Annotated in this window: 19 protein-coding genes and 1 pseudogene; 15 read left to right on the top strand and 5 right to left on the bottom strand. The window is 57.6% G+C overall.

Features of this window, described 5'->3' with window-relative positions:
• The first annotated feature begins 135 nt into the window (after positions 1-135).
• The 3 genes from FE795_RS16150 to FE795_RS16140 all read left to right on the top strand — a co-directional run bounded on the left by FE795_RS16150 (position 136) and on the right by FE795_RS16140 (position 3,020).
• On the top strand, positions 136-1,953 hold the full coding sequence (locus FE795_RS16150) for an NAD(P)/FAD-dependent oxidoreductase (RefSeq protein ID WP_219235314.1): 1,818 nt from the start codon (positions 136-138) through the stop codon (positions 1,951-1,953).
• A 470-nt stretch (positions 1,954-2,423) separates the two neighbouring features.
• The gene (locus FE795_RS16145; protein ID WP_003805637.1) at positions 2,424-2,768 is read left to right on the top strand and encodes a BON domain-containing protein; all 345 of its coding nucleotides are present in this window, start codon (positions 2,424-2,426) and stop codon (positions 2,766-2,768) included.
• A gap of 54 nt (positions 2,769-2,822) precedes the next feature.
• Complete coding sequence (locus FE795_RS16140) at positions 2,823-3,020, top strand: CsbD family protein (RefSeq protein WP_003805639.1); 198 nt, start codon at positions 2,823-2,825, stop codon at positions 3,018-3,020.
• A gap of 120 nt (positions 3,021-3,140) precedes the next feature.
• On the opposite strand, the pseudogene FE795_RS16135 reads toward FE795_RS16140, so the two are convergent.
• Positions 3,141-4,045: pseudogene (locus tag FE795_RS16135) on the bottom strand (LysR family transcriptional regulator).
• Between the two features lie 108 nt (positions 4,046-4,153).
• Here FE795_RS16135 and FE795_RS16130 point away from each other — a divergent pair.
• The 3 genes from FE795_RS16130 to fabG all read left to right on the top strand — a co-directional run bounded on the left by FE795_RS16130 (position 4,154) and on the right by fabG (position 6,790).
• Positions 4,154-5,032, top strand: a complete 879-nt coding sequence (locus tag FE795_RS16130; RefSeq protein WP_059318116.1) for a pirin family protein — start codon at positions 4,154-4,156, stop codon at positions 5,030-5,032.
• 156 nt (positions 5,033-5,188) lie between these two features.
• A complete protein-coding gene (gene ycaC, locus FE795_RS16125; RefSeq protein ID WP_003805645.1) occupies positions 5,189-5,815 on the top strand; it encodes an isochorismate family cysteine hydrolase YcaC in 627 nt (208 codons plus the stop codon).
• Between the two features lie 234 nt (positions 5,816-6,049).
• Positions 6,050-6,790, top strand: a complete 741-nt coding sequence (gene fabG, locus FE795_RS16120; protein WP_059318118.1) for a 3-oxoacyl-ACP reductase FabG — start codon at positions 6,050-6,052, stop codon at positions 6,788-6,790.
• A gap of 186 nt (positions 6,791-6,976) precedes the next feature.
• Here fabG and proP read toward each other — a convergent pair whose 3' ends face one another.
• Together proP and FE795_RS16110 are read right to left on the bottom strand one after the other, a co-directional pair.
• A complete protein-coding gene (proP, locus tag FE795_RS16115) occupies positions 6,977-8,509 on the bottom strand; it encodes a glycine betaine/L-proline transporter ProP (RefSeq protein WP_003805648.1) in 1,533 nt (510 codons plus the stop codon).
• A 250-nt stretch (positions 8,510-8,759) separates the two neighbouring features.
• The gene (locus tag FE795_RS16110) at positions 8,760-9,704 is read right to left on the bottom strand and encodes a LysR family transcriptional regulator (RefSeq protein ID WP_059318119.1); all 945 of its coding nucleotides are present in this window, start codon (positions 9,702-9,704) and stop codon (positions 8,760-8,762) included.
• 106 nt (positions 9,705-9,810) lie between these two features.
• On the opposite strand from FE795_RS16110, the gene FE795_RS16105 reads away from it, so the two are divergent.
• The 6 genes from FE795_RS16105 (at position 9,811) to FE795_RS16080 (ending at position 16,306) form a co-directional block, all read left to right on the top strand.
• Positions 9,811-11,295 carry an N-acyl-D-amino-acid deacylase family protein gene (locus FE795_RS16105; RefSeq protein ID WP_131071049.1) on the top strand — a complete coding sequence of 495 codons (1,485 nt, stop codon included), beginning with the start codon at positions 9,811-9,813 and terminating at the stop codon, positions 11,293-11,295.
• A 125-nt stretch (positions 11,296-11,420) separates the two neighbouring features.
• The gene (locus FE795_RS16100) at positions 11,421-12,833 is read left to right on the top strand and encodes a hypothetical protein (protein WP_003805653.1); all 1,413 of its coding nucleotides are present in this window, start codon (positions 11,421-11,423) and stop codon (positions 12,831-12,833) included.
• Between the two features lie 19 nt (positions 12,834-12,852).
• Entirely contained in the window at positions 12,853-13,698 is an 846-nt protein-coding gene (locus tag FE795_RS16095) for a serine hydrolase (protein ID WP_003805654.1), read from the top strand.
• 22 nt (positions 13,699-13,720) lie between these two features.
• Positions 13,721-14,545 carry a carbon-nitrogen hydrolase family protein gene (locus tag FE795_RS16090; RefSeq protein ID WP_003805656.1) on the top strand — a complete coding sequence of 275 codons (825 nt, stop codon included), beginning with the start codon at positions 13,721-13,723 and terminating at the stop codon, positions 14,543-14,545.
• A gap of 29 nt (positions 14,546-14,574) precedes the next feature.
• The gene (hutG, locus tag FE795_RS16085) at positions 14,575-15,378 is read left to right on the top strand and encodes an N-formylglutamate deformylase (protein WP_059318122.1); all 804 of its coding nucleotides are present in this window, start codon (positions 14,575-14,577) and stop codon (positions 15,376-15,378) included.
• The gene (locus FE795_RS16080) at positions 15,362-16,306 is read left to right on the top strand and encodes a putative RNA methyltransferase (RefSeq protein ID WP_230406226.1); all 945 of its coding nucleotides are present in this window, start codon (positions 15,362-15,364) and stop codon (positions 16,304-16,306) included. Before hutG ends, FE795_RS16080 begins: the two co-directional genes overlap by 17 nt.
• Here FE795_RS16080 and FE795_RS16075 read toward each other — a convergent pair.
• Positions 16,303-17,889 (bottom strand): sensor domain-containing diguanylate cyclase, encoded by a 1,587-nt coding sequence (locus FE795_RS16075; RefSeq protein ID WP_165477533.1) that lies wholly within the window; start codon positions 17,887-17,889, stop codon positions 16,303-16,305. The two genes, FE795_RS16080 and FE795_RS16075, sit on opposite strands and share 4 nt — an antisense overlap.
• A gap of 262 nt (positions 17,890-18,151) precedes the next feature.
• On the opposite strand from FE795_RS16075, the gene acnA reads away from it, so the two are divergent.
• The gene (gene acnA, locus FE795_RS16070; RefSeq protein WP_131071047.1) at positions 18,152-20,905 is read left to right on the top strand and encodes an aconitate hydratase AcnA; all 2,754 of its coding nucleotides are present in this window, start codon (positions 18,152-18,154) and stop codon (positions 20,903-20,905) included.
• 126 nt (positions 20,906-21,031) lie between these two features.
• On the top strand, positions 21,032-22,447 hold the full coding sequence (locus FE795_RS16065; RefSeq protein ID WP_003805667.1) for an MFS transporter: 1,416 nt from the start codon (positions 21,032-21,034) through the stop codon (positions 22,445-22,447).
• On the opposite strand, the gene FE795_RS16060 is transcribed toward FE795_RS16065, so the two are convergent.
• Positions 22,444-23,298 (bottom strand): aldo/keto reductase, encoded by an 855-nt coding sequence (locus FE795_RS16060; protein WP_003805669.1) that lies wholly within the window; start codon positions 23,296-23,298, stop codon positions 22,444-22,446. The two genes, FE795_RS16065 and FE795_RS16060, sit on opposite strands and share 4 nt — an antisense overlap.
• 315 nt (positions 23,299-23,613) lie before the next feature.
• Here FE795_RS16060 and panB point away from each other — a divergent pair, with 315 nt between their 5' ends.
• On the top strand, positions 23,614-24,435 hold the full coding sequence (gene panB, locus FE795_RS16055; RefSeq protein WP_003805671.1) for a 3-methyl-2-oxobutanoate hydroxymethyltransferase: 822 nt from the start codon (positions 23,614-23,616) through the stop codon (positions 24,433-24,435).
• The last annotated feature ends 61 nt before the right edge of the window (positions 24,436-24,496 follow it).

The following is a 24,496-nucleotide window of genomic DNA, read 5'->3' as shown; positions in this document are numbered from 1 at the left end:
CACAGTTTCACCGCTTTAAAACAAGCGATACCCCTTTAAAACAAGCCGTTCCCGGTTTGGCACGGTGTTTGCTATGTACTCCATAGCTGGGCAGCAAAAGCCCGGCGCACCATTAAAACGATATGGAGACAAATCATGCAAACACAGCAGCAACTGCAGCCGTCTGCGCGACAGTTGGACACGGTTCTTGACCAGTTGACCCATGCGCTTGCCAGCAATGCACCGGACGATGCGGCAGCCCTGTTTGCCGAAGAATGCTTTTGGCGTGATCTGGTCATGTTCACCTGGAATATCCGAACCATGGAGGGGCGCGATCAGATCCGCGACATGCTGACGCAGCAGCAACAAGGTGTCGTGTCAGCCAGGTTCGAGCGCGACAGTGCCGAGCCGGTCAGTGACGATGGCCAAGGTCTGGTGGAGGGCTGGTTCCATGTGGAAACCGATGTGGCGCGTGGCTATGGCCATATTCGCGTCAAGGACGGCAAGATCTGGACCTTTCTGACCACCATGTCTGAATTGAAAGGCTATGAGGAGCCGTTAGGCGTGCGTCGTCCCATGGGGGCCGAGCACGGCATCCGGCGCGGCCGTCAGACCTGGCAGGAGCGTCGTCAACAGGAGCAGGCAACATTAGGTACGTCTGAACAGCCCTATGTATTGATCATTGGGGGCGGACAGGGCGGCATTGCCCTGGGCGCACGTTTGCGGCAGTTGAATGTGCCCACGCTCATCATTGATCAACATGCTCGACCCGGCGATAGCTGGCGCAAGCGTTACAAGTCTCTGTGCCTGCATGACCCCGTCTGGTACGACCACCTGCCTTATATGCCTTTCCCCGACAACTGGCCTGTCTTTGCGCCCAAGGACAAGATTGGCGACTGGCTGGAAATGTACGTCAAGGTGATGGAGCTGAATTACTGGAGCAGCACCGTGTGCAAGAAGGTGCGCTACGACGAGCCCAGCCAGACCTGGGAAGTGGAGATCGAGCGTGATGGCAAGCCCATGACGCTACGGCCACAGCAACTGGTCTTTGCCACGGGCATGTCCGGCAAGGCGAATGTGCCCAGTATCAAGGGACAGGAGGTGTTCAAGGGTGAGCAGCAGCACTCCTCGCAGCACCCTGGGCCGCAAGCGTATGCGGGCAAGAAAGTAGTCGTGATCGGGGCCAATAACTCGGCGCACGATATTTGCGCGGCGTTGTGGGAGGCGGGGGCGGACGTCACCATGGTGCAACGTTCGTCCACCCATATTGTGCGGTCCGACTCCTTGATGGAGATCGGCTTGGGAGATCTGTATTCTGAACGGGCGCTGGCTTCGGGAGTCACCACGCGCAAGGCAGACTTGCTCTTTGCGTCCCTGCCCTATCGCATCATGGCGGACTTCCAGATTCCTGTGTACGACAAGATCCGCGAGCGTGATGCAGAGTTCTACCAGAAGCTGGAGGCGGCAGGCTTCATGCTGGATTGGGGTGACGATGGTTCGGGCTTGTTCATGAAATACCTGCGACGTGCTTCGGGCTACTACATCGACGTAGGCGCTTGCGAGCTGATCATCGACGGCAGCATCAAGCTGAAATCCCGGACCGACATCAGCCATCTGACCGAGAACGCTGTGGTACTGACAGACGGCACGCAATTGCCTGCGGATCTGGTGGTGTACGCCACGGGCTACGGTTCCATGAACGGCTGGGTAGCGGATCTGGCCGGCCAGGAAATGGCGGACCGGGTGGGTAAATGCTGGGGCCTGGGTTCGGAAACCACGAAAGATCCGGGGCCATGGGAGGGCGAGCAGCGCAATATGTGGAAGCCCACCCAGCAGCCAAATCTGTGGTTTCACGGTGGCAACCTGCACCAGTCGCGGCATTACTCACAATATCTGGCCTTGCAGTTGAAAGCGCGTCAAGCGGGTTTGCCGGTGCAGGTCTATGGGCTGCAGCAAGTACATCATTTACGGTAATTGACCGGCTCACGGTGTCGCGTTTGTTAGTGGCACTGCTAAATTTCTTACCTTATGTATCCGCCCTGTCTTGCCTCTCCATGGGCATGACAGGGTCTGTTGTCGTCCCGGCCCTTGGGTAAATTATTGCTCGTGCGAACAGCCTTCTGGTCAACGTTGTCCCCTACGTGAAAACCAGTCTCGATGCCGGGTAGGGCGGTTTGGGGCCAACTGGTACAGGGTCAGAAAAACAGGGTCAGGGACACCTGCTTATTCAGGTCGAAGAAGCTGCCTTGAGCAATTTGAAGGGAAATTATTATAAGGAAATTGCTTGTAGCATTTCGTAGTTGTCGCCTTGGTCGGGAATGTTACGGTGGAACCATCCATTGCAAACAACGAAATTTTTGTTGATTGATTTGGACTCCTTTTAATAGCAGGGATAAGGGAATTTTTAATTCTAAAAATACTCTTTCTGATATTGGAGAAAATCTATGAAAAAATCCGCCATCCTATCCAGTTTTCTAATGGCCTCGGCTTTGAGTTTTGGCCTGCAAGGCGGCGCACTGGCTAATGAGCCTGCCGTTAATCAGGATCATTCCGCAACAGCGGGCGAAGCCGTCAGCGATACCTGGATTACCACCAAGATCAAGGCTGATCTGGCCAGTACCAAGGATTTGAAGAGCACGGATATCTCTGTTGAGACCAATAACGGCGTTGCAACATTGACCGGTACCGTGCCTAGCGAAATCGAGCTTAAAAAAGCGGTGGCAGCCACCGAAAGCGTGAAAGGTGTTGTGAAAGTCGACTCGTCGGGATTGAAAGTGAAGCCGGAATAATTATTCCCTGATCAATCTCTGTAATGAAATTCCTTTGTAAATAGGAGAACGACTATGAATGAAGATACGATTAAAGGCAAATGGAAGCAGCTGACTGGTAAAATTCAGGCGAAATGGGGCAAGCTGACCAATGACGATATGGATGTTGCCGAGGGCAATACCGAGTATCTGGTCGGTAAGATTCAGGAGCGCTACGGTATTGCACGTGAAGAGGCTGAAAAGCAGGTTCACGATTTTAATCGCGGCATCTGATCCCCGGCTTGATGGCCCGTTCAGAGAAAACGCCCTGCATATGCAGGGCGTTTTTGTTTTCTGAAACCGATCGCGCACTCAATGACCGGGTTTCTAAGCCTGCCAGGTTCAGAATGGCGCTTAGTCCTCGTCCATGGCTTGGTAGCGTTCGACCAGATAGTCCAGCAGGGCCCGTACGGCGGGCATTTGACCACGGCGCGAGGAAAACACCGCATGAATGATCTCGCGGCGCGGCGCCCAGTCCGGGATCAGTTTGACTAAAGCGCCTTGTGCCAATTGATCGCAAACCACCAGTGTAGGCAGTTGGACGATTCCCACTCCAGCCAGGGCCGCGGCGCGCAGAGCGGTCATGTCCGTCGTGATCAGACGGGGGGTGTGGTGCAGCACGGCTTGCGCTCCATTGGGTCCGAACAAGGTCCAGGTATGGGTTTGCTGAGGCACACCCAGGCCCAGGCTGGGATAGTCGGCCAGATCCGCCGGCGAACCGGGCATGCCGTAACGGGCAATCAGCGCCGGGCTGGCTGTCAGACATTGGCTACGATCGGATAAAACACGCATCACCAGATCACTGTCCTGCAGGGGCGGGGGCGGACGCGGATTGCGATATCCAGTGCTTCTCCGATGAGATCCACCTTCCGGTTGGTGGCCTCCAGCTGAACCGTCACATGCGGATAGCGGACCATGAAATCAGCCAACATCGTGCTGACATGCGCGTTCAGCAAGGTGATGGGGCAACTGAGACGTACCACGCCACGTGGCTCGGCATGCGTCATTTCAATGGCGGCTTGTGCCGCTTCAGCCTCTACCAGCATGGCCTTGCAGTGTTCGTAATAGGTCTGGCCGATTTCGGTCACCGTAAAGCGCCGGGTAGAACGTTGTATCAGCCGAACCCCCAGGCGCTCTTCCAAAGCGGCCAGTCGGCGGCTCAGGGTGGATTTGGGCAAGCCCAGTGCGCGACCGGCCGGGGCAAAGCCGCCGTGATCCACAATCTGAACATAAAAGTACAAGTCATTTAAATCGTGCATAGCGCTTTTATCGTTCCATAAATGGAACAGAGATGACCGTTTTAGGGGGCTACTGACTTCATCGTTCCGAGTTTATTCTGTCTCCTATGTTGAAACAAGGAGATGGACATGAAGAACATTCTTGGTATTTATAGTGCGCCCCGTCCCCATTGGGTGGGCGACGGCTTTCCCGTTCGCTCCCTGTTTTCGTACCACACGCACGCAAAACAGCTGAGTCCTTTTCTGTTGCTTGACTATGCCGGCCCGGCCGAGTTCGCGCCCAGCGAGCACAAGCGCGGTGTAGGTCAGCATCCGCACCGGGGGTTTGAAACGGTCACCATCGTCTACAAGGGGGAAGTGTCGCACCACGACTCCACCGGCCAGGGGGGCACGATCGGACCGGGCGATGTGCAGTGGATGACGGCGGGTTCGGGCATCTTGCACGAGGAGTACCACTCTGATGCCTTTGCCCGTTCGGGCGGCACCTTGGAGATGGTGCAGTTGTGGGTCAACCTGCCAGCCAAAGACAAAGGCACGCCTGCCGGTTATCAGGCTATTACTGACAAGCAGATCCCTGTCGTGCCTCTGCCCGATGCTGCCGGCAAGGTGCGCATTATTGCCGGTGAAAAAGACGGCGCTACAGGCCCTGCCAGAACCTTCACCCCCATGAATGTATGGGATTTGCGCCTGAATCAGGGGGGGATTGTCGAGCTGGAAAGTCCGCAAGGCTGGACGGCCGCCTTGGTGGTTCTGCACGGCACGGTGCTGGTCAATGGGCAAAGTGTGGTGCGTGAAGGGCAATTGGTAGTGCTGGATCGCGCCGGTAGCCAGTTCATGGTGGAAGCCAATAACGATGCGGTGGTCTTGCTGATCAGTGGTCAACCGATTGATGAGTCCATCGTGGGTCATGGGCCGTTTGTCATGAATAGCCAGCAGGAAATCTTGCAGGCGATGGACGATTTTAACAATGGCCGCTTTGGCTCCATGCCTTCTGGCGCGACTTCCTAAGGCTGGTCGGTGAGGGCGGCCCGGTCCGCTCTCACTGGCTGGGTTGAAACAGCTCAACGCTTTGTTTTTGCAGCGCGATTTCCCAGAAGCGCTTTAGCCGTGCCGGGTGCCGGATTGGCACCCACCCTTTCTTACTCATTCTTAAGGAGAACTGAGATGACTACGCCTTACAAACGTCTTGATAAAGACCAGGCCGCTGTATTACTGGTCGATCACCAAACCGGGCTGCTGTCTCTGGTTCGTGATATTGATCCGGACAAGTTCAAGAACAATGTGCTGGCTTTGGCTGATCTGGCCAAGTACTTCAAGCTGCCCACGATTTTGACTACCAGCTTTGAAGAAGGCCCTAATGGCCCCTTGGTTCCCGAACTGAAAGAAATTTTTCCCGATGCGCCTTACATCGCACGTCCTGGTCAGATCAACGCCTGGGATAACGACGAGTTCGTCAAGGCTATCGAGGCAAGCGGCAAGAAGCAGCTGATTATTGCGGGAGTCGTCACGGAAGTGTGCGTGGCATTTCCGGCCCTGTCGGCCCTGGAAGCCGGGTTTGATGTGTTTGTGGTAACCGACGCCTCGGGGACATTCAATGAAATTACCCGCCATGCAGCGTGGGATCGCATGTCGGCGGCTGGCGCGCAGTTGATGACCTGGTTTGGGGTGGCCTGCGAGCTACACCGCGATTGGCGTAACGATGTGGAAGGTCTGGGTGCCTTGTTCTCTGCCCATATTCCTGACTATCGCAATCTGATCCACAGTCACAGCAAGTTTACTTCTGGCAAGTAAGCGTTTGTTTGCCCTTCTGCCCAGTTTGATGGGCAGCATTTTTTTCGTTTTGGTCGCCCGCGAGGAGCAGGCAGACATGGATAAAATTTGCTCATTTTGACTGGCGGAAGGCGGACGAACGGAGTAAAAAACCAGGTGCTGGTGTGAACGGGTAAATAGACCATGGTCTGTGGGGATGCTGTGAAAACCTGGGTTTGCATGACAGCGTGGAGCGATTTTTAAAAGGTAGCTGGAATGCGATTGAAAGATAAGGTGGCGCTTGTAACCGGATCGGCAGCCGGTATAGGTTTGGCAACGGCCAGAAAGTTTGCCCAGGAAGGCGCGGTAGTGGTCTTGTGTGACCGGGATGCCCAAGCCCTTGAGTCGGCCGCACAGTCCTTACACGCCCCGGGCGTGACGGTCGTGGCCTATACCGTGGATGTCACCGACCGTGCTCAGATTGATGCGATGGTGGCGGATGTAAAGCATCGGTTCGGCCGTATCGATGTATTGGTGAACAATGCTGGGATCACCAAAGACGCCAAGCTGCTGCGCATGACGGAACAGCAGTTTGACGATGTCATTGATGTCAATTTGAAAGCGGTATTCAATTTCACTCAGGCAGTGGCCGCGGTGATGCTGGAGCAGGAAAGCGGCGCTATCCTCAATGCGTCCAGTGTGGTGGGGCTGTATGGCAATTATGGTCAGACCAATTACGCGGCCAGCAAGTTTGGTGTGATTGGGTTTACCAAGACCTGGGCCCGTGAACTGGGCCCCAAAGGGATTCGCGTCAATGCCGTTTGCCCTGGTTTCATCGAGACGGACATTTTGAAATCCATCCCTGAAAAAGTGCTGCAAGGCTTTCGCGATCATTGCTGGCTGCGCCGTATGGGCAAGCCGGAGGAAGTGGCCAATGTATACGCGTTCCTGGCTTCGGACGAGGCCAGCTTTATCAATGGCACGACCTTAGAAGTATCAGGTGGCCTGACGATTTGATGTTGCGTCTGCAGCGGCGCCTGAATCGGGGCCGCGCCAAGGCCTGGAGCGCAAGTTACAAGCCCGATCCCGCCTTGAAACGGGATCGGGTTTTTTGATGCAGGCTTTCAGCGGGGATGCCGCGGCGTGAGAACTGTTTGCCGATTTCCCGGCCCGCGCCAACGGGCTTGGCAGCAGGGACAGGATTTAATCCAACTCGGGGTGGCGGTCCACCAGACCTTGGCGTTTCTGTTTCAGGCTTTCCAACTCGGCCTCGGCCTTGGCAATGGCTTCTTCCACCTCCTGGACGCTTTGCTCGATGTGATCGTAGGCTTGTTGGAGCAGTTCTTTGGCTTCCTTGGGGTTGGAGGCGGTCGGCGTATCGCCGCGCAAGGGGCGGTTAGCCGTTTCAGGCAGGAACACGGCCGTAATCAAACCGATGACACTGGCAAACATCAGGTAATAGGCAGGGATCAGAAGGTTATTGCTTTGCTCCACCAGCCACGCAGCGATGGTTGGCGTCAGGCCCGCCACAATAATCGCAATATTGAAAGAGGCGGCCAGGGCACTGTAGCGTAGTCGGGTCGGGAACAGGGCGGGCAGGGTAGAGGCCATGACCCCGGTCAGGCAGTTCAGTAAAACGGCCAGAATCAGCAGTCCCAGAAAGATCTGCACATTGCTGTCGCTGCCAATAAAGTGGAAGGCGGGAATGGCAAAGATCAGCAGTCCCAGACTGCCGGCCAGCAAGAAGGGCTTGCGCCCGATCTTGTCGCTGACAAAGCCCACCACCGGTTGCACAAACAGCATCCCGATCATCACCACCACAATAATGAAGACACCGTGTTCTTCGGCATAGCCCAGACTGCTGGACAGATAGGTCGGCATGTAGGTCAGCAACATGTAGTAGGTAATGTTGGTGACCAGCACCATGCCAATACAGATCAGCAGGGCTTTACGGTATTTGGAGAAGATCTCGCCAAAGGAAATCGTCGGGCGCTCTTGCAGGGCGGCACGGTCCTCTTTTTCCATCTTTTCCAGTTGCTCGGTAAAGGCTGGCGTCTCTTCGGCCGCATGGCGCAGATACAGGCCCAAAATGCCCAGTGGGCCGGCTATCAGGAAGGGAATGCGCCAGCCCCAGTCCTGAAAACTGGCTTCGCTCAGGGATGTTTGCAGCAACACCACCAGACCAGCGCCCAGCACAAAGCCTGCAATGGAGCCAAAGTCCAGCCAGCTTCCCAGAAACCCGCGTTGCCGGTCAGGTGCATATTCGGCCACAAAGACCGCGGCGCCGGTGTATTCGCCGCCCACGGAAAAACCCTGGGCCAGTTTGCACAGCAACAGCAAGATGGGGGCCCAGATACCAATCGCGAGGTAGGAGGGAATCAGGCCTATCAGGAAGGTGCTGATCGCCATAATGATGATGGTCAGGGACAGCACCTTCTGACGACCGAACTTGTCCCCCATCAGCCCGAAGAATACGCCGCCCAATGGTCGCACCAAAAAAGGCACGGAAAAGGTGCCCAGCGCCGCAATGGTTTGCACGGCGGGCGAGGCGTCGGGGAAAAAGACTTTACCCAAGGTGGCGGCCACAAAGCCGTAGACACCAAAATCAAACCATTCCATGGCGTTGCCCAGCGCAGCGGCAGTCACGGCCTTTTTGAGCTTGGTGTTGTCTACGACGGTGATGTCGTCAAGATGAAGCGGCTTGGCGTTGCTGGAGGTCGCGGAAGACTGCGTCATGGTGCTTCTCCTGGTGAGCAGGACGATGACGCGCTGGGTCGCCTTGTGGGCCATCAACACCCGGAAAGCAGCACGGGCATGAAGGCAGGGTGATCAGGCGAGCCTGAACGGTGCTACGTCCGGCTTTGCTGTTCGTCTATTCATGGAAAGGGTCGAGCAGACTGGGCCAGGTCGCGTCATCCTGCGCACGCGACTAGCGGTCCTTATTGTTACCGAGGCCGCGCGCCCCTCCCATGATATTTGCATATGCTTACAGAGCGCGGCATCCAGGCGGTAATGCTGCTTTTTTCACATAGGCCCGCAGCTCATCCACCAAGGCGGCCGCTGCAGGTGTCAAATCATGTTCCTGATGGAACATCAGGCATAAGGTGCGAACCAGTGTGGGGGCTTGCAGCAGCGAAAAACTCAGGCCGGGCATGAGAACCCGTTGAGCGGCCAGGGCCGGCAGCAGGGCAATGGCCAGACCACTTTGTACCAACGCCGCTTGTGAGGTGGTGCTGGACGCTTCATAAAAAGGGGCTGAGGCCTCAATGGGTAAATCCGGTCGCGATTGCAGCACTGCCATGATGCCTGTTTCGTCCACCACACCGACCAGTTTGCGCTCCTCCAGCGCCGACCAACTGACCGTGTTGTTGGCATCGGGTTTGATCTGCGTGTCGTCGCTGCGATAGAGCACGCCGAATTGATCTTCCAGCAGGGGTTGACTGTCCAGCCCTTGGACATCTGCCCAGGGACTGGTCAGACCAAAGTCGATTTCTCCTGCCACGATCTGGCGCTGAATGCGGCCTGAGTTGTCATCACGCAGATACAGCCGTACCGCAGGGTGCTGCTGCGAGAAATGAGCGGCAGCCGGTGCAATCAGATCCGTGATGGCCGAAGGGGCGGCCGCCACACTGACCCGCCCGCTTTTCAATTCTCCGTAACGCATGACATCACTGATGGCCCCATCAAAGTCCGCCAGCAATCGCGTGATGCGCGGCAGGAACTCCAGGCCAATAGGCGTCAGGGATACGCGCCGACTGGTGCGATTGAACAGAGTGGTATTCAAGGCAACTTCCAACTGCTGAATCAGGCCCGTGACCGAGGACTGGGTTTGAAAAAGTCGCCGGGCGGCGTGGGTGAAGCTGGCCTCCTGGGCGACGGCGACAAAGGCATTCAGGTGCTTGAGCGTGATGTGCTTGGGAAGTCTGTCCATTTCATTTTCTGATTAATCAATTAACTTAAACAATTTTTCATATTAATAATACCTTTGGATAATGCGGTCAACTCCCCTTTTTGTGGGAGGGTAAGTGGAGACGTAAATGCAGACAGACGACCGCAGCTTGGACGTCAAGATCAGCAATGGCTGGATTATTGATGGCTTGGCCACCCCGCGCTGGCGCGGTGATGTGGGTATTCGGTCGGGGCGTATTGTGGCCCTGGGCGATTTGAGCGCCTGGCATGCCGATCAAGTGGTGGATGCCAGCGGCCATGTGGTGGCCCCCGGATTTATCGACACCCACGGTCATGATGACTTGATGTTCATCGAGCGGCCCGCTCTGGACTGGAAAACCAGTCAGGGCATTACGACGGTGGTGGTTGGCAATTGTGGCGTCAGCGCCTTTCCGGCTCCCTTGCCCGACAATTCGGCGGCTGCCTTGGCCTTGCTGGGCGACTCGCCCTTGTTTAAGGACATGGCGCAGTATGCACAGGCGGTGCGCCAGTTAACGCCCATGATCAATGTGGCAGCCTTGGTCGGCCATGCGAATTTGCGCATGGCTGTCATGCAGGACCCGCTCGCTCAGCCTGACGCCGATGAGCAGCAGGCCATGCAAGCCCTGTTGGCCCAGGCTCTGCAGGATGGGGCGGTGGGCTTTAGTACTGGCTTGGCCTATGAGCCTGGCTGCATGGCCGAACCGGCCGAACTGGAAGGCCTGGCCCGTGTTGCCGCTTCCCAGGGCTCCTTGCATACCAGTCATATTCGCAATGAAGGCGATACGGTGCAGGAGTCGGTAGAAGAAGTGCTGGCGATAGGCCGCCAGACGCAGTGCGCCACCCTGGTGTCGCATCACAAGTGCATGATGCCGGCCAACTGGGGCCGCAGTAGTGAGACCTTGGCCAATATTGATCGAGCGCGCGCCGATGGCGTACAGGCCACCCTCGATATCTACCCCTATTCGGGCAGCTCCACGATCCTGATTCCTGAGCGCGCCCACACCATAGACCAGATTCGTATTACCTGGTCCGAGCCTCACCCGGAATGCAATGGCCTGTATCTGGCCGAGATTGCCGAACAGTGGGGCTGCGACCGTGAAACTGCCGCACGGCGTTTGCTGCCGGCCGGCGCGATTTATTTTGCGATGGACGAGAAAGAAGTCCAGCGTATTTTCAGCCACCCATGTTGCATGGTGGGCTCGGACGGATTGCCTGCGGATGCGCATCCCCACCCTCGGTTGTGGGGCAGTTTTACGCGCATTTTAGGGCGGTACGTACGCGAAGATGGCCTGATGTCCCTGGAGCAGGCGGTCGCCAAAATGACGGCCCTGCCTGCTTCGGTTTTCGGGCTGGAAAACCGCGGCGTGTTGCAAGTCGGCGCCTGGGCGGATCTGGTGGTGTTTAATCCCGAAACGGTGCAAGATTGCGCCACCTGGGAGCAGCCCACCTTACCGTCTCAAGGTGTGCAGACTGTGTTTGTCAATGGTGTACAGGTTCATCCTGTCGCTCCGGAGCAGCGGCCCGGACAGGTGCTTAAACGCGCCTTTGCCGCTCAGGCACAAAGCCTGGATGCGCCGATTATTTCGGTTTAAGCGGCGCATCGGACAAGAAACCAGTTGCCCGGATCTGGGGCCGTCAACCAGGGCAGGGTGATTGCATCACATGCAAAGGCCGGACTTATGAAAAGCCGGCCAGGAAGGATCGTTAAGGAGACGACATGAGTGTCATTCAGCAAGCAATGCCAACGGGCAAGCGCAATGCAGCCATGGTGGTGTTTTTAATTGGCATGGCGATTGCCTTGTACACCCATTTTTACATGCCGGGTGAAAGCTCCCTGTGGGGCTTGACGCCGGTAGTGGTGTTCGCGCTTATCGCCCTGCTGGGTGTGGACATTGTGTTGGCCACGATTGGAGCCATTGTTTTGGGCGCCATCATGACCAGCACGACGCCGATTGCGATGGGTAAACTGCTGGCCGAGTCCCTGGGCTCGTTCATTGCGGTGGTGGGTTTGATTATTGTGCTGGGCGCCGGGGTTGGCGAGGTCGCCGCCCGTACGGGTGCCGCTGAGCAATTGGTGCGAGCCATTGTGAAGCGTATCGGCTTGTCCAATCCGGTGCGTGTGCGTTTGGGCATCATGGTGGCGTCCACCCTGATCTGTGGCGCTCTGGGCACGTTGGCGGGCGGTAACGCCATTATCGCTGCGGTGGTGATCCCGATTGCCGCGGCCGTGCGTCTGTCTCCCCCCGCCGTGGCTGCCTTGTTCCAAAGCGCCGGCTCCGCAGGTCTGGTGCTGGGCCCATTCACTCCTAATGTGGTGACGGTAACGGGTCTGACCGGTTTGAGCTACACCGACTATTTGCTGGTGGCCGGCCTGCCGATGGCGGCGGCAACCTTGCTGACGGGCTGGTTCATGTCCGGCCGCATCCAGAAAATCACCAAAGACCAGTTCCAGTACGAAGAAGCCTCGCAAGGCCAGGCGGCTTTTGATGTGAATGCCAAGGCGTCGCCTAAAGCAGTACGTGCAGCCTGGGCTTTCTGCATCACGATTGTGGGTCTGGCGGCGGTGGGTATTGCCTCCAAGGCCGGCTTTGCATACGCCATTATTGTGATGGTGTCCCTGGGAGCGGCAACCGGTCTGGCCGGCGGCATGAACCCACGCGAGATTTTGCAGGCCATGTATGCCGGGGCGGGCAAGCTGATCTGGATTTTCTTCTTGTTCTGGCTGTTCAATCCCGTGCTGGTGCTGGTGGATCAGCTCAATGCCTATCACGCCTTGCTCGATTCGGTACAACCGTATCTGGTCGGCATCAGTGGCGCGGTACTGTGCATGTTGATTGTGGCCTTTAACGTGGTGGGCCATATTCCGGGAGCCGCCGTCGCACAGATGACCTTTACCGCCAAGATTTTTGGCCCCCTCCTGGCAGCAGCAGGCGTGGGTCCTGCCGCAACGGCCGCCGTCATTCTGGGTAGCTCGCAAATTGACTGGTTCGGTCCCTTTCCTTCTTCGGATATGTTCGGCCAGATGGGGCTGGCGCGTTCCACTCAGCTTAAATACATGTTGTATAACGGCTGGGCGGTGATGATCGTCAACTTGTTGATGTTCGCCGGTCTATTCCTGATTTTGGTCTGAGTGCGGAAGGAGAGTGTGTATGTTTGCCTTGGGAAGCGAGTTGTTGGATGCGCCACGGGTTCGTGAGCGTCTGCAAGAAAGACTGGAGCCTGTGCTGGCCCAGGAAGCCGCCCGCATTTCGATGGCGGTCTACGCGACCGACGGTACCTCCTTGTTTGAGTGGCATGCGCAGCGCGTCATGCCCTCGGCCAGCTTGATCAAGACGCCCATGCTGCTGTGTCTGCTGGAACAGGTTGCCCAGGGCAGATTGTCGCTGGATACGGTCTATCCCTTGCCCGAGGGAGACCGTACGCCAGGCACCGGTATTTTGAGCCAGTTGCCTGGCGTGACCAGCCTGAGCTTGCGTGAGCTGGCCCTGCTGATGATCATTTTGAGCGACAACGTCGCCACCAATGCGCTGATCGACTTGCTGGGCATGGCTAACATCAACGCCTGGTGCGCGCAGGCTGGCCTGCAGCAGACCCAGTTGCAGCGTCACATGATGGACATGAAGGCGCGGGAGGCTGGTAAAGACAACTGGACTACCGCCCAGGATGCCTGCTCGACCTTGCTCTACCTGCTTGGCTCGCCTGCCTTGCCGGAAAGCCTGCGTCAGCAGGGTCTGGACATGCTGGCTGACCAGCGTGAACGAGGACATTTTGCGGCAATTTTGCCTTCCATCGCTCAACTGGCTCACAAGACCGGCTCTTTGCCCGGCTTGCGCCACGATGCCGGAATCTTGACCATGGGTGAGCGCAGTGTGGTGCTGGCGGTGATGGCCGATGGCTTTACGGACGGGCGCACCAGCACGTCTCTTTACGGGGGGCAGGGGGCGGGGGTGTTGTCCCGTCTGGCCTTGGAAACTGCTCGCGCCTTGCAGTACTGAGCCGGGCTGAAAGGATAAAAGTATGTCTACGACACGTGTGGCCCTGGTTCAGCTAGATAGTGGCCGCGACCGCCAGACCAATCTGGATCAGCTGGAACATTGGGTGCTGGCCGCCGCCAGGGACGGGGCAAAACTCATTGTGACCCCCGAGTACAGCGATGTACGCGGCGATACGCCATGGCTGCAGCAAAACGCCACGCCTATCCCAGGCTTGGTAACCGAGCATATGGCCAGCCTGGCGCGGCGCACCGGTGCCTGGATTCATCTGGGTTCCATGCATGAGCGCCGTCCGGACGATCCTCGCCTGGGCAATACCAGTGTGACTTTCTCGCCCGATGGACAGATCGTGGCTCAGTATCGCAAAGTGCATTTATACGATGCGGTGGTCAACGGCCTGGAATACCGCGAGTCCGACGATTTTTGTCCTGGTGAGGAGGTTCAGAATGTGCAGGTCGGGGAACTGAACCTGGGTCTGAGCATTTGCTATGACATGCGCTTTGCCGAGCTCTTTCGTACCTTGCGAGCCCGGGGCGCGAATGTCCTGGTGGTGCCGGCTGCCTTTAATGTGCATACCGGCCGCGACCATTGGGAAGTGCTGTTGCGTGCCCGTGCCATTGAGAACCAATGCTATGTGCTGGCCGCCGCCCAAATTGGGGGGCCTGGTCCTGCCCTGCCCTGTCTGGGTCGCAGTATGATTATTGACCCTTGGGGGACGGTACTGGCCTGCATGCCGGATCATCCTGGCTATATCTGTGCCGATCTGGACCCCGCTCGTGTGCAGCGCATGCGCGAATCACTGCCGGCCTGGCAGCACCGCCGGGGTGATCTGTATCCTATTCCCTCTTGATTGTGTGCTGAAACCGACCGGAGCCCGTCATGACTGTTCCTGCTGCTTTTGAGTTTTACCCGGGCACTGTCCCCTTGCTGATCTCCATGCCGCATTCGGGCACCTACGTGCCCTCGGATTTGCTGACGCGTTTCACGGAATCGGCTCGTCAGGTGCCTGATACGGACTGGCATATTCCCCGCCTTTATGAATGCGCGCGCACATTGGGGGCTTCGGTTCTGGCAGCGACCTATTCACGCTTTGTCGTGGACCAGAACCGCCCGCCGGACAATAGCAGCCTGTATCCGGGTCAAAGTGTCACCGGCCTATGTCCAGTGGACATGTTTGACGATGCGCCCATTTATCAGCCCGGCCAGGAGCCGGACGAGCGAGAGGTTGCCCAGCGGCGCGAAACCATCTGGTTGCCTTATCACCAGAAACTGGAAGAAGAGCTCACCCGCCTGCTGGCGCTGCATGGTCGTGTGGTCCTATGGGATGCGCACTCGATTCGTTCGGTAGTGCCGCGTTTTTTTGAAGGCCGCCTGCCCGATCTGAATTTTGGCACCGCCAATGGTCAGAGCTGTGATCCTGCCTTGAGCGAACGTCTGATGAAAACGGCCTTGGCCAACCAGGACTACAGCAGCGTGTTGAATGGCCGTTTCAAAGGTGGCTACATTACTCGCCATTACGGACGTCCTGAACAGAACATCCATGCGGTCCAACTGGAAATGGCGCAGTGCTGTTATATGCAAGAGCAATGGCCTTTTGCCTACAACGAAGAGGCGGCCGGTCGGATCCAGCCCCTGATCGAGGCTTTGCTGCGCGACGCGCTGGCCTTTGCCACGCAAGCGTAAACGCCTTGTCGGCCCCGGCACAGACTGTCCGGGGCGCTACACTATCGCCTTGGCCACGGTGGCCGTAGAGCGATTCATCCATGTCCGACTTTCCCCCCCCCTGTTCGAGAAGCTGTGCTGTCCCTTGGATGGCTTGCCGCTCACATTTGAATCACCCAGCTGGCGTTGCGCCTCGGGTCATTGCTTTGACATCGCCAGTCAGGGCTATATCAATCTCCTGCCGGTACAGAACAAGCGTTCTCGCGATCCGGGCGATAGCAAGGAAATGGTAGCGGCCCGCCGTCGCTATCTGGAATCGGGGGTGTATGAACCTATTGCCGCCGGTGTGTGGCGTGCCTTGATGGATGGTCTGGAAGGGGAGGCTCCTTATGCCTGTCTGGATGCGGGCTGTGGTGAAGGCTATTACCCGCGTTACTTGCGTCAGCAGGATCAAGATGGGCAGTTGGCCCTGATTGGTCTGGATATTTCCAAATGGGCCGTTATGGCGGCGGCACGCAGCTCCTCGGACATCCGTTGGCTGGTGGGCAGCAATGCGCAACTGCCAGTGCCCGATGGTGCCTTGGATGCGGTCTTATGCCTGTTTGGGTTTGCCGTGCCCGAGGAATTTTGGCGGGCTTTAAAGCCAGGTGGCATCTGGGTTCAGGTTGAGGCCGGGCCGGAGCATCTGCTGGAGCTGCGTCGCATTATTTATCCGACGCTGAAAGCCGATAAGGAAGAGAATCTGGTGCCCCCGACCGGCTTTAGCCTGGAAACCACCGAACGCGTCCGTGCCCAGATCCGGCTCGACTCACAGGAACAGATTGCAGACCTGCTTTTGATGACACCTCACCTGTTTCGAGCCAGTGCCCAGGGGCGGGAACAAGCGCGTCAATTGACGAGCCTGCCCGTTCAGCTGGATGTGCGTATCAAGGTGCTGCGCCGTCTTTAAGCGCTCTGCTTGTCTGTTTCGTCTACGCCAGGATCGCACAGCTCGACGCGGTTGCGACCATTGCGCTTGGCTTTATACAGGGCTTCGTCCGCCAGTTTCAGGACGGTACTGTGGTCGCGGGCGTGAATCGGCCAGTGGGCCAGCCCGATTGAAATGGTGATGGGCGAGCCCGCAGGACTGCTAGTCTCGCTGATCAGAATGCGCAAGCGCTCGGCCAGTTGCAACGCCTGATCGATATCCTGATCGGGCAGGAAAATACAGAACTCCTCACCGCCGACCCGGCAGATCAGATCCGTGTCGCGGGTGCAGGCCCGCATGGTGTCGGCCAGAAAGCTCAATACCAGATCGCCGACATCGTGGCCGTAGGTATCGTTGACCCGTTTGAAGTGGTCAATATCCACGGTCAGTACGGAAAAGGGGGTGTCCATTTCCTTCCATTGCTGCAGCACCGTCGTCATGCCGCGCCGGTTGTTCAGACCGGTCAGGGGGTCGGTATTGCGTTCCACATTCATGACGCCCATCTTGCGGTTGACACGTTTCAAACCCAGTAGCATGGCCAGCTTGATCTGGCGGGACTCAAAGTACCAGGCGTGAACCTGGGCAATACGGGAGCTGGCATTGGCCGAATCCAGGTGTGGAGCCTGCCGGGCCAGCTGACGCAGGGGTTTGGCGATCAGCATGGCCAGCATCCAGATCAGAATCTGTACGGCCAGAAAAAAGGGAATGGAGTTGCGCAATACTTTTCCCAGCAAGACGGTCAACTCGTCCAGAACGACTTTTGTGGGGCTTTGTACCACCACCCCCCATTTCACATCGCTGCTGGGGGCGAAACCGGCCAGCATGTCCACGCCCTTGATGTTGCGCAAGGACAAGGCGTCACTTTCGCCCTGGCTGACGGCATCAATGGCCGGATTGCCGTGTATGACTTCGCCAATACGCGCGACATCCCGGTGGAAAATCAGGCGTTTGTGTTGATCAACCACATAGATGTAGGAGCCATCACGGTAAAAATGTTCACCTAGCAGGGTATTGAGGCTATTGGGCTCGTGCAGATAAATAGAGCCGCCCACCAGACCTTTGTAGTTGCCCTGTGCGTCAAAAAGAGGGTGGGACAGAAAAATCAGCAAGCGCCCCGTTGCGGACAGATAGGGCGGGCTAACGACGGGTTTACGCGTTTTCAAGGCCAGTTGAGTGCCTTCGCCGCGCAAGGTTGTGCCCAACAAGCTGAGCTTTTCAGGAGCATTGGCCAGGACCCGTCCCTCGGCATCGAGAATCAGCACCGAGTTAAAACTGTTGTTTTGTTCTTTCAGCCGTTGTACTTCGTCGATCAGTAATTGTTCGTCGATATACCTGGATCGCTCGAGCACGCCAGCGCTATAGCTCAGTTGCTGCAACAGGTTGGCGATAAATGCATCTGTACTGCTGGCCAGTTTCAGCGCGTAGGCGCGGTTTTTTTCCAGAGCTTGCTCGATCAGCAAGGAACGTTCCGCTGAGTAGGCCCCATACAAGGTGTAGCCCATGGTCAGCAGACTGCTGGCAGTAGCCAGCAAGAGAATCAGCCGGCGCAGATCAACAAAAAACATGAGGAAGGGCGAGTGCTCGAAATAAAGGGAGGAAAGGGGGCACAAGACAGGCGGGAGGCACCTAAATGATTATACGTAAAGAATGTTTCCGGGTTTGTGTAGGTGTGTCGGAAGGCCACAGGGGGGACGTCACGCGGGGCAGGGGGTGGCGCCAGCGTGTAAGATGTGAAATGGTCTAGACCCATAGACAATTACCCGATGTGTTTTGCTGGCTGGGTGAATTGGGTGGTATCGGCCGGCACTTTTCCATGGAGATCCCGATATGAAAAGCGTAGATAGTTTTAAAGCTTTGCACCAGTTGGATGTCGGCGGGCAGTCCTACGACTACTATCGGTTGGATGCGGTTCGTGGAGATGGTCTGGATGTTGCCAGTCTGCCTTATGGCTTGAAGATCCTGCTGGAAAACTTGCTGCGCACCGAAGATGGTGGGGATGTGACGGCCGATGACATTCGCGCCCTGGCGGCCTGGGACCCGGCTGCCGAGCCTGACCGCGAAATTGCTTTTACCCCCGCTCGCGTCGTGTTGCAGGATTTTACGGGCGTGCCTGCCGTGGTGGATTTGGCTGCCATGCGCGAAGCGATGCAGGCGCTGGGCGGCGACCCGCAAAAAATCAATCCTCTGGCGCCAGTAGAGCTGGTGATTGACCATTCGGTGATCGTGGACGATTTTGGCAAGCCCAGCTCGTTTGAACGCAACGTGCAGATTGAGTACGAACGCAATATGGAGCGTTATCAGTTTCTGCGCTGGGGCCAAAGCGCGTTTAACAATTTCAAGGTCGTTCCCCCCGGTACGGGGATTGTGCATCAGGTCAACCTGGAGCATCTGGCCCGTGTGGTCTTTACACGCGACGAGCAAGGCCGTCAGCTGGCCTATCCCGATACCTGTGTCGGTACGGACTCGCACACGCCCATGGTGAACGGTTTGGGCGTGGTGGCCTGGGGGGTAGGCGGGATTGAGGCTGAAGCGGCCATGTTGGGTCAGCCTATTTCCATGCTGATCCCGCGTGTCGTGGGCTTTAAGCTGACCGGTCAAATGCCCGAAGGCACAACGGCCACGGATCTGGTGCTGACCATCACCGACATGCTGCGCCAGCACGGCGTAGTCGGCAAGTTTGTCGAGTTCTATGGCCCAGGCGTCAGTGCCGTGCCTTTGGCCAATCGTGCCACCATCGGCAATATGAGCCCCGAATACGGCTCCACCATCTCCATGTTCCCGATTGACGAGGAAACACTGCGTTATATGGAGCTGACCGGCCGTAGCAAAGAGCAGATCGAGCTGGTGCGTGCCTATGCGCAGGCTCAGGGGCTGTGGCACGACCCCGAGCACGAGCCACGTTATTCCGAACGTCTGGAGCTGGACCTGTCCACGGTGGTGCCCTCGATCGCCGGACCTAAGCGTCCCCAGGACCGTATCGCACTGTCGTCCTCCAAACCGGCCTTCCGTACTGCGGTGCGTGATTTGCTGGGCGATGATGTCGCCACCTACGACGAGGCCGTCGAAGAGAGCTTTCCTGCCTCGGACGTGCCCTCGCATAAACCGCCAGCACCCCGGAAAGCGGCGGTGGAGTTCACGCTGGCCGATGGCAGCCCATGCACGCTGGATCATGGCTCGGTCGTTATTGCTGCGATTACTTCATGTACCAACACCTCTAACCCCAGCGTCATGATGGCGGCGGGGCTGCTGGCCAAGAAGGCCGTGGAAAAGGGCCTGAGCCGCAAGCCTTGGGTGAAAACCAGTCTGGCTCCGGGATCGCGCGTGGTCACGGATTACTACCAGCGTGCAGGTCTGACCCCTTATCTGGACAAGCTGGGCTTTGATCTGGTTGGCTACGGTTGCACCACATGTATCGGTAACTCCGGTCCCTTGATTCCGGAAGTCAGCCAGGCCATTAATCAGAACGATCTGGCGGTGGTGTCCACGCTGTCCGGCAATCGTAACTTCGAAGGGCGCATTCACCCCGAAGTGAAAATGAACTACCTGATGTCGCCCCCGCTGGTGGTGGCTTATGCCCTGGCCGGCACCATGGATATCGACCTGTACCACGAACCGTTGGGGCAGGGCAGCGATGGTCAGGACGTCTATCTGAAAGACATCTGGCCTTCCGCGGCGGAAGTACAGGAGGTGATTGGCAAAGCCATTGCCTCCGAGATGTACCGTGACGGCTACGCGGATGTATTTGCCGGTGATGAGCGCTGGCGCTCCCTGCCTACGCCCAAAGGGGATCGTTTCGAGTGGCAGGACGATTCCACCTACGTGCGAAAACCGCCTTATTTCATTGACCTGAAGCGTGAGCCCAGCCCTGTGGCGGACATACGGGGGGCCCGCGTACTGGCCAAGCTGGGCGATTCGGTGACGACAGACCATATCAGCCCTGCCGGTTCCATTGCCCGCACGTCGCCGGCTGCCACTTACCTGATGGACCACGGTGTCAAACCCCAGGATTTCAACTCCTATGGCTCTCGTCGCGGCAACCATGAGGTCATGATTCGCGGCACGTTTGCCAATGTGCGTTTGCGTAATCAACTGGCACCTGGCACAGAAGGCGGTTATACGCGCGACTTTACGCAGGACGGCGCGCCGGTAGCCACGATTTACGATGCCTCGCGTCATTACCTCAATGCCGGTGTTCCGCTGGTGATTCTGGCGGGCAAGGAATACGGCTCGGGTTCTTCTCGTGACTGGGCGGCCAAGGGCACCGTGCTTTTGGGCGTGCGTGCGGTGATTGCCGAATCCTACGAGCGCATTCACCGCAGTAACCTGTTGGGGATGGGGGTGATGCCCTTGCAGTTCCTGGCTGGTCAAAATGCTGCCACGCTGGGTCTGACCGGGGATGAGGTGTTTGATATTGAAGGCATCACGGCGCTGAACCAGGACCGCATTCCGGAAAAAGTCACTGTGCGGGCCGGTGATATCGAGTTCGAGGCGCTGGTTCGAATCGATACGCCCAGCGAAGCGCATTACTACCGTCATGGGGGTATCATGCAATACGTTTTGCGAGGCTTGCTAAAGGCATAAGCGCTGCGGCAGGCCAGAGCGTGTTGTGATACGCCAGCAGGTGCGCCAGTGACTTGAGGGGACTGGCGCACTGGTGGATGAGAGGGCCGGCATGTCTGCCGGCTTTTTTGCTTGGATAAAGAAAAAATGACACATACCCAGGAAGCTTCTTGGTCTGAGTTACTGTCGGGCCGCAATGGCTTGCGCTCCTTGGCCCTGGCCGGAGGGGTGGCTGTTCATGCCATTAACGTATACGTGGCCACCACCATTCTTCCTTCGGTCGTGGAGGATATTGGCGGGCTGGAGTACTACGCCTGGAATACCACGTTGTTTGTGGTGGCCTCGATTCTGGGCTCGGCCCTGTCACCGCAGGTTCTGGAGAAGTGGGGCCTGCGACACAGCTTTCTGATGTCGCTGTTGTTTTTTGCCATTGGCACGACCTTGTGCGCGGCAGCGCCCTCCATGCTGTTTTTGCTGTTTGCCCGCACGATTCAGGGTTTAGGGGGCGGCTTGCTGCTGGGTCTGAGCTATTCCTCCATCCGGCTGGTGTTTGAGGAGCGGCTCTGGCCGCGTGTCATGGCCCTGGTCTCCAGCATGTGGGGGGTGGCTACCCTGTCGGGCCCGGCCATTGGCGGCGTTTTTGCTCAGATGGGACAGTGGCGTCTGGCCTTCTGGAGTGTCTTGCCCTGTGCGGCCTTGCTGGCGGTGCTGGTCTGGACACAGCTGCGCGATGCGCGGGCTCCAGAATCACGACAATCAGGCTCGACCCTGGGCAAGGTATTGTTGTTGACGGCTTCGGTGCTGGTAATGTCGGCGGGCAGCTTGTCCACCTCCTGGGTGATCAATCTGGCCGGTGTGGCGGGCGGTGCTGCCTTGGTTTACGGGATGGCACGCTCAGACCGTCAATCTACCAGTCGTCTGTTTCCCCAAGGCACCTATTCGATTCGTACTGCTTTGGGCAGTCTCTATGCCGGTATTGGTCTGGTCAGCGTGGCCGTAGCGACCGAAATCTTCATTCCGTATTTCCTGCAGATCATTCACCACATGAGTCCCCTGAAGGCGGGCTATCTGACCGCCTTGATGTCAGGGGGATGGACCTTGGGGTCGATTGCCAGCTCCAGCCGTGGGCTGGAAACCGGCGATAGACTGATTATTGTCGGGCCGGTGCTCTCGGGCCTGTCCCTGGCTGCTTTGGGAGTCCTCATCCCATGGGTGGGCTTGAGTGAGGGGACAGACTATTCCTGGGCCCTGTATCTGGCTTTGCTGGGCGTGGGGGTAGGGATTGGGCTGGCCTGGCCGCACTTGTTGACGCGGGTTTTTCATTCGGCCCCCAAGGGGCAGGAGAATATCGCCTCGGCCGCCATTACCACCTTGCAGTTGTACACGATGGCATTGGGGGCGGCCTTGGCAGGGATAATTACCACGGCAACCGGGTTTGTGGACCCTGGCGGCATGCAGGGCGCGCGTCAGTCGGCACAGGCCTTGCTGTGGTTGTTTGCCCTGGCGCCCCTTTTAGCTGCCTTTCTGTCCGGACCGGCGCGCCGTGTGCGTCCTGGCGCTTAGTCCTGGACGGTGCTTTTGGGCAGGCGAAACAGTTCCGGGTCTGGGCCAAGACGGCCATCGGGCCGGTCCAGACTGGCGATATCGGCCATATCCTGTTCGCTTAGCTCGAAGCTGAAGATGTCCATATTGGCGCGCTGACGCTCGGGGGAGTTGGACTTGGTAATCACCATATTGCCCAGTTGAATCTGCCAGCGCAGCATGACTTGAGCCACGGAACGGCCATGCTGCTTGGCAATCTTGTTCAGCACCGGGTTGTCCCACAGCGTGCCCAGCCCCAGGGGGCTCCAGGCTTGAGTCTGAATGGCATGATCTTCATGATAGTGGCGCGATTCAGCCTGCTGGAAACCGGGGTGCAGTTCGATCTGGTTCAATACGGGCAGAACGCCGGTCTTGTCCAGCAGGGTTTGCAGGTGCTGCGGCAGAAAATTGCATACCCCAATCGATTTCACACGGCCCTCGTTGCGCAGATTGATCAGCGTCTCCCAGGTCTGGATGTACTGGCGGTTTTTGGGCACGGGCCAGTGAATCAGGTACAGATCTACATAATCGAGCTGCAGCTTGTCCATGCTTTCCTCAAAGCCTGCACGGGTATTGTCGTGGCCATGCATGTCATTCCACAGCTTGGTGGTCACAAACAGCTCTTCGCGGGGCACCTTGGACTGGCGAATCCCTTGGCCGACTTCGGCTTCGTTGCCGTAAATGGCGGCAGTATCGATCAGGCGGTAGCCCGCTTCGATGCCACTGCACACCACATCGGCCGTTTGCTCGGCAGGTACCTGCCAGACGCCCAGGCCCAGTTGCGGGGCGCGGTTATCATCATGGAAGGTGATTGTTGGGGGGGTAGTCGACATGGGTCTCTCCTCGGTTGAGTGCACGGCAAAACAGCCTGGATACGACTGATGAAACCACCGCGCATTGGGAACAATCGGGTTCTAGAGTACAAGCGCTGACTCTGTAAAAGTCCTTAAAAGGACCGGAATCCGCATGGGGTGGACACGCGAGGCTTGTACGCAGGCAGGAAATTAGCTTATTGTTTTTTGTCCTGCGGCGATTATAGAGGCGTCGACTGGTTTTTTTCTTAAGATGTTGCAATCTGCATCATTCACAATCCTATATAAGCAATCCTATATAAGCGTTTGCGCTATGGGATTCCAGCTGGAGTAAGTATGAGCGTACATACCACGCAGGTTCGCGTTAGCGTTCCCACTTTGATCGCCTGCAAGGGCAAACAAAAAATTGCTGCCTTGACTGCGTACATCGCGCCCGTTGCACGGATGCTGGACGAGCACCTGGACATGATTCTGGTGGGTGACTCGACCGCCATGGTGGGCTATGCGATGCCTGACACCTTAAGCATTACGGTCGATATGATGGCTGCCCATGCAGCGGCCGTGGTGCGCGCGACGCAGCATGCTTGCATTGTCGTGGATATGCCGTTTGGCAGCTATCAGGAATCACCCCAGCAGGCTTTTGCCAATGCCTCGCGCATGCTGGCGGCCAGCGGTGCGCAGGCGGTCAAGCTCGAAGGTGGGCATGTCATGGCGGAAACCACCCGTTTCCTGGTGGAGCGGGGTGTTCCGGTGCTGGCGCACGTCGGCCTGATGCCTCAGTACGTCAATACCATGGGCGGCTATAAGGCGCAGGGGATGACCGATGCCGCTGCACAGCGTGTTCTGGAAGATGCGGTCGCCCACGCCCAGGCCGGAGCCTGGGGAGTCGTGCTGGAAGGTGTGGCGGAAAGTTTGGGTCGCCGCATTACGGAAAGCATTGCGATTCCCACCATCGGCATTGGCGCCTCGCCCGCCTGCGATGGACAAGTCCTGGTGACTGAGGACATTCTGGGTCTGACCAATGGCAAGATTCCCAAGTTCGCCAAACCGTATGCGGATGTGGGGGCCTTGATCTCGCAAGCGGCTGCCCAATACGCGGCCGAAGTGCGGGATGGGACTTTCCCTACGCTCGATCAATGTTTCGGTGTTAAACGCTAGTCCGGCCAACTATTCCGCACTAGAATATTCCATGTTGATAAATGCGGCATTCACATAGAAC

The sequence above is a fragment of the Alcaligenes ammonioxydans genome, assembly GCF_019343455.1.
Taxonomy (GTDB): Bacteria; Pseudomonadota; Gammaproteobacteria; order Burkholderiales; family Burkholderiaceae_B; genus Alcaligenes; species Alcaligenes ammonioxydans.
This window is presented reverse-complemented; position numbering and strand designations above follow the sequence as displayed.